Origin of the sequence: Nostoc sp. CHAB 5715 (assembly GCF_020829685.1) — a bacterium.
In the GTDB taxonomy this organism is placed as follows: domain Bacteria; phylum Cyanobacteriota; class Cyanobacteriia; order Cyanobacteriales; family Nostocaceae; genus Nostoc.
On the sequence record NZ_JAIVFR010000671.1, the window covers coordinates 1 to 4,327 of the forward strand.

The following is a 4,327-nucleotide window of genomic DNA, read 5'->3' on the forward strand; positions in this document are numbered from 1 at the left end:
AATAAGGCGCCTTTTGTCAATCAGCTAAAATACTCAAAACAGTCTTAATAAGAATGATAATCGTGTATGGGGAGAGGGGGAGGAGGCAAGCGACGCTTGCCTCCTCCCCCTCTATTTGATTATCATTATCTTAAAGATAATTGACAACTTAAACAAGGTAAGAAAAAGTATTGTAACAACAAAATAACTTTGCAAGAAGCGGGCAACATTGTTGGGTAAATTCAATTATTAAACGAGGTAATGAAAAGTTTGGTTTACCACCATGCCCAAGCGACCAAAACAAAACTCTGATCATGCACAACGGCATAATACTCCTACGATAGATAATGAAGCGATCGCCCAACTCGCAAGTCGCAAAATTCTTCTCCCACCAGTCCAACATTATTTGTCACCTTTAGCACCGAATTTCAATTACTTTACCCCATGTGCTACGCTTTATCCAAAATCCTTTGTGAGTAAGCCTTTTGAGACTTAACGGGAAAAGTCAGCTCAATATTGAGTCAGCAGTAGAAGCTCAAAAGACGATTTACAAAGGTAGTGTTGTCGTACACAGTGCGGTTGTTTTTTTAGTACATCGTCAATCAACCAGAGAATTAGATGAAGCTTGTCGTCAACTTGCTTCTTTCTTTCTACGTCCAGCAGCAGTTGACCGTGAGCTAGAGTACGCCTGGAAAGTATGGCTTCAGTGTTGTCCTTTTGTTTGGGAACCTTTATTAACAAAACCATTTAACCGTAGACTTCCTTATTTCAGTTCAGAAGCTCCGGGATTAATACCATTAATTCGCACAGCAACCGGGGACACAACAGGCTTTGAATTAATTGCAGAAGAGGGCGGAACACCTGTGTACCTGGATTTATACCAAAATCACAAGAATCTGGCAGTCTTTGGCGCAACTCGAAGTGGGAAATCAGTCCTGGTTGCAGGTATATTGACTCCGGCTCTAGCGCAAGGTATTCCAGTTGTGGCATTGGATTACCCCAAACCAGATGGTACATCCACTTTCACTGACTACACCAATTTATTAGGAGAAGACGGGGCTTACTTTGATATTTCTAAAGAATACAACAATCTTTTTGAGTTACCAAATCTGCGAGGACTAGAACCAGAAATTATCGATGAAAGATTGAATGATTTCAAAGAGTTTTTGAAGTCAGTGCTGATGACAATGATTATTGGAACTAGTATGATTGAGGTTAGTCCTTCCATGATTACCAATATTGAGTCAATCATTGCTCTGACATTAAAAATATTTTTCAACGATGATGAAATCAAACTCCGCTACAAATTGGCGCTATTGGCTGGGGTAGGAACTAAGGAGTGGTCAGATACTCCAACGCTACAAGACTTTTACAAATACTGTTCGCCAGCATTTATTAAACTAGATTCTATTGCGAGTAATAGTCGGGATATAATAGAAGCTTTAGAACAAATTAGGCTCAGACTTAATTACTGGTTAACTACAAGAGTTGGACAGTCGATTTCTCGCCCTTCCAGTTTCAGGACTGATGCCAAGTTACTTGTTTTTGCATTGAGAAATTTATCGAGTGAGGCGGATGCAGCGATCTTAGCTCTGAGCGCTTATGCTGCGGCACTCAGACGAGCTTTATCATCAAAAGCCAGTATATTTTTCTTAGATGAAGCACCAATATTATTTCAATTTGATTCAATTGCTGAATTAATCGGTAGACTCTGTGCTAATGGTGCAAAAGCTGGGATTCGTGTGATTTTATCGGCTCAAGAACCAGAAACTATTTATCAGTCAAAAGCCGCTTCTAAAATTTTCGCTAACATCACTACTCGGTTAGTAGGAAGAATTCAATCAAGTGCAGTTGACCCATTTATAGCGAGGTTTAAATACCCATTAGAAATCATTGCCCAAGAAATGGATGCTTCTCAAAATGTCCTGAAGGCGATCGCAGCCCAGAATGCTTTAGTAGTTTCAATGTTGGCACAGCAACGCACAGATTCTTTGCAAGCAAGGCAGGACACTACATACTCCAATATAATGCTGACTCAAGTAGCAGAAAACATAGCAAATAACCGTAAAAAAGAAGATTTGAACGAACTAGGTACGCTTTCTCTGAGCCACGAACTTATTGGAATGTCTCGTTTAGATCCCGCGTCCGCGCCTGAAAATTGACAAACACTTGTGCAGAGGGGAGGGGGCAAAGGAGCAGGGGAGGCTCTGCGCCGTAGGAGCTATGTTGAGAATTAAAACCCGATCTCACTGTTAAAGCATTGTTCCCAAGTTATTTATTTAGGGACTTCCAAGAAATAAATTATCCAAATAAACGAACCACAGAGACACAGAGAACACAGAGAGGAAGAATAGAGAGAGTTTTTGCATCAGTTTTGGAACATTTTTTTATTTGGAAGTCCCTTACCCAGAGTTAGCCTTTTCTCCTCCTGCCCCTCTGCACCTCTGCTCCCCTGCACAAGAGCTTCCCATTACCAATTCACACTATGTTTTCAAGAATCTTATTCGCTCAATCTCAATTTGCTGGTGCGGATTTACTTGAACTTGCAACTAAGACGGCAGATTTTATTGCTCAAGGTTTCAATGAAATTTGGGATGAGACTATCACGGGTGAATTATATGCTGCTATGTGCAAAGTAGGTGTATTATTCGCCGTTGCAACATTTGTTTTTTTCATGGTTGAGTGGACAAAGAAAATGCTTTTAGGTGATGAACAACGTGCATACACAGAATTTATTTGGGTGTTGATAGTTGTAGTACTTTTAGCAAATAATGGCAAGGTCTTAGGAGCAAGCACTCTCGGTATTAGAAATTACATCAACAATACAAATCAATATGTACTAGCATACACAGCAAAAGGTGTTGACTTAAGGGCTGCATACCAAAAAGCCTTGGGTGTAGAAGCTGTGCGTGGCGCTATTGGTAAAGAGATAGAAAATTGCAAAACCTCATCTCTGACTCCAGAAGAATCTATTAAATGTTTATCAGATGCTAAAAATAGACTTCAACAAGACTATCCTAGTTATTTTACTGGCTCTAGTGGCCCTTTCTCATGGATAGTTCAAAAGATTGACAGAATTATTCAAGCACCAGTTGATGCTATTAAAAGTGGTGCTAATCCTCTGCAAATAATATTTTCTCCCTTTAGTGCTTATATTGGTTCAAGCGTAATTGAAATTGTCTCGATTATTCTGATTGGTTTGAATGGAGCTTATCAATGGGCGATTGAACTGACGATGCTGCTGACTGCACTTATCGGGCCTTTAGCTGTGGGCGGTTCTTTGCTACCTTATGGTGGGAGAGCAATTTTTACTTGGCTAACTGGTTATTTTTCTGTAGGGATGGCGAAGCTTTGCTTCAACGTAATTGCCGGATTAGCGGGACAATTAATTGCTACCTCTAGGGCAGATCAACCTCTATTTTTTCTGTTTACGATTGGCATTTTCGCTCCTTTCTTAGCAACTGGACTAGCGGCTGGTGGTGGTTTAGCTGTACTCCAACAAATCAATAAAGCCTCGGAAACCTATAGTTCAATTGCGATTGATGCTAGCAAAGCAGTATTTACAAGGGGTGTTAGTTTAGCTTCAAAATTCTCCAAATAAAGTTGAAAAATGTTTAATATAAAAAATAGTAATAAGCCGAAAGCAGAACCATTACAGCTTCTCAAATTTAATAAATCTGTACCAACCAGAATCGGAATAATATCTCTGAGTGGATTTTCGATGGCGTTACTTTCTCTATTACTACAACTACTCAACTATGGTGCAGTAAGTAGTCTAGGTAAAAAACAATTAGCGTTAGTGCAATTATCATCAGGAGAATCAGTTATTGCTCAAGCAGTAGAGCCGAATGAACGGTCAAATGAAGTTATTAAGAAATTTATTAATGACACATTTATCAAGATGTTCAATTGGGATGGACTCAATAAAACCTTTAATGAAAAAGGAGAACCCATTACCAAGCAAGATACTGGGATAGATGTCGGTAGAACTGACCACTCTAATGGCAGGGTAACTACTTCTTCTTACGAAGCTGCATTCGCTATAAGTGATAATCTCGATTTTCGGGCAGCATTTTTGCGTAAGCTAGCTGCTATGACCCCACCAGGGATATTTAATGGCAATACACAAGTCTCTTTGATTCCTCGGTTTATTTCCGAACCCCGTAAAATTAAAGATGGTCAATGGTCGGTAGATTTTATTGCTACTCTTGTTACTTTTACGGTTCTTGCGTTGGTTTTATGGTAGAGCATTAAAATCGCAGTTTTATAGAAAGGCTCAAAAACTTAAAACCCAGTCACAGCAATAAATCTAGCCTATCTTTAGGTTTTATTTATTATTCTGTTCCAT

Annotated in this window: 3 protein-coding genes and 1 pseudogene; all 4 read left to right on the top strand. The window is 39.4% G+C overall.

Annotation, left to right across the window (positions count from 1 at the left end):
• The first annotated feature begins 262 nt into the window (after positions 1 to 262).
• The 4 genes and pseudogenes from LC574_RS28710 (at position 263) to LC574_RS28725 (ending at position 4,225) form a co-directional block, all read left to right on the top strand.
• Positions 263 to 475 (top strand): hypothetical protein, encoded by a 213-nt coding sequence (locus LC574_RS28710; RefSeq protein ID WP_229457043.1) that lies wholly within the window; start codon positions 263 to 265, stop codon positions 473 to 475.
• Positions 471 to 1,874: pseudogene (locus LC574_RS28715) on the top strand (hypothetical protein); the annotation flags it as partial. The gene LC574_RS28710 and the pseudogene LC574_RS28715, both read left to right, overlap by 5 nt.
• 590 nt (positions 1,875 to 2,464) lie before the next feature.
• Complete coding sequence (locus LC574_RS28720) at positions 2,465 to 3,580, top strand: hypothetical protein (protein ID WP_229457044.1); 1,116 nt, start codon at positions 2,465 to 2,467, stop codon at positions 3,578 to 3,580.
• 9 nt (positions 3,581 to 3,589) lie between these two features.
• Positions 3,590 to 4,225, top strand: a complete 636-nt coding sequence (locus LC574_RS28725) for a hypothetical protein (protein WP_229457045.1) — start codon at positions 3,590 to 3,592, stop codon at positions 4,223 to 4,225.
• The last annotated feature ends 102 nt before the right edge of the window (positions 4,226 to 4,327 follow it).

Excerpts from the sequence above, each read along its gene's own strand:
- LC574_RS28710 (WP_229457043.1), top strand. The coding sequence starts at position 263 with ATGCCCAAGCGACCAAAACAAAACTCTGATCATGCACAACGGCATAAT.
- LC574_RS28725 (WP_229457045.1), top strand. The coding sequence starts at position 3,590 with ATGTTTAATATAAAAAATAGTAATAAGCCGAAAGCAGAACCATTACAG.
- LC574_RS28720 (WP_229457044.1), top strand. The coding sequence starts at position 2,465 with ATGTTTTCAAGAATCTTATTCGCTCAATCTCAATTTGCTGGTGCGGAT.